Here is a 1356-nt window from a genome sequence, read left to right on the forward strand (position 1 = left end):
GGAGGTGTTGGATGGGACGACCGAGGAAGTCAACGCCGCAGGCTCCGGCCGGGGCGCGACGGCAGTGGGCCGCGGACCGGGCGATGCGGGCGCCAATGCGCTCGCCCGGCCGTCCGGAGCCGTCGCGCGCTGTGCAGCGGGAGTTCTGGCGCCTGATCGCGTCCGGGATCACCACGGTCCAGGCGGCCGAGGGGGTCGGCGTGTCGGCACCGGTCGGAATCCGGTGGTTCCGTCACGCTGGCGGAATGCCGCCGATCAGCCTGGACGAGCCCACCGGCCGCTACCTGTCGTTCGCCGAGCGCGAGGAGATCGCACTGCTGCGCGTCCAGGAGCTCGGCGTGCGCGAGATCGCCCGCAGGATCGGCCGCGACGCGGGCACGGTCTCACGCGAGCTGCGCCGCAACGCGGCGACCCGCGGCGGCAAACCGGTCTATCGGGCTCTGTCGCGCAGTGGAAAGCACAGCAGGCCGCGAAGCGCCCGAAGACTGCGAAACTCGCAGGCAACGCCAGGCTGCGTGCATACGTGCAGGAACGGATCGCCGGCGGTGTCCGTCGTCCCGACGGCACGATCGTCGCCGGGCCCAGGACGCCCGCGTGGAGGGGGCTGAACAAGCCGCACCGGCAGGACAGAAGATGGGCGACGGCATGGAGCCCGGAGCAGATCTCGCACCGGCTGCGTGTCGACTTCCCCGATGATGAGTCCATGCGCATCAGCCACGAAGCGATCTACCAGGCGCTGTTCATCGAGGGCCGTGGCGCGCTCAAGCGGGAGCTGGTCACGTGTCTGCGTACCGGCCGGGCGTTGCGGACTCCCCGTGCACGGTCACAGAACAAGCCGCAGGGGCATGTCACCGCGGACGTCGTTCTCAGTGAACGCCCCGCCGAGGCCGGGGACCGCGCGGTCCCCGGACACTGGGAAGGCGATTTGATCATCGGGACGGGCCGCTCCGCGATCGGCACGCTCGTCGAGCGCAGCAGCCGCTCCACGCTCCTGGTGCACCTGCCCCGTCTCGAGGGCTGGGGCGAGATTCCGCCGGTGAAGAACGGCACCTCGCTCGGGGGCTATGGCGCGATCGCGATGAACGCGGCGCTCACGACGTCGATGACCCGGCTGCCCGAGCAACTGCGCAAGAGCCTCACCTGGGACCGCGGGAAGGAACTCTCCGGCCATGCCCAGTTCGCTCTCGACACCGGGACGAAGGTGTTCTTCGCCGATCCGCACTCACCCTGGCAACGACCGACGAACGAGAACACGAACGGACTGCTGCGTCAGTACTTCCCGAAGGGCACCGATCTCTCCCGCTGGTCGTCCACGGACCTCGAAGCCGTCGCCACGGCGATCAACAACCGGCCCCG

Annotated in this window: 1 pseudogene; it reads left to right on the forward strand. The window is 70.1% G+C overall.

Annotated features, from left to right (window positions below):
* Positions 1 to 83: 83 nt before the first annotated feature.
* Positions 84 to 1356 (forward strand): annotated as a pseudogene (locus tag RM812_RS41695) (IS30 family transposase); the annotation flags it as partial.

It is taken from the genome of Streptomyces lancefieldiae (assembly GCF_031845825.1).
Classification (GTDB): Bacteria; Actinomycetota; Actinomycetes; order Streptomycetales; family Streptomycetaceae; genus Streptomyces; species Streptomyces lancefieldiae.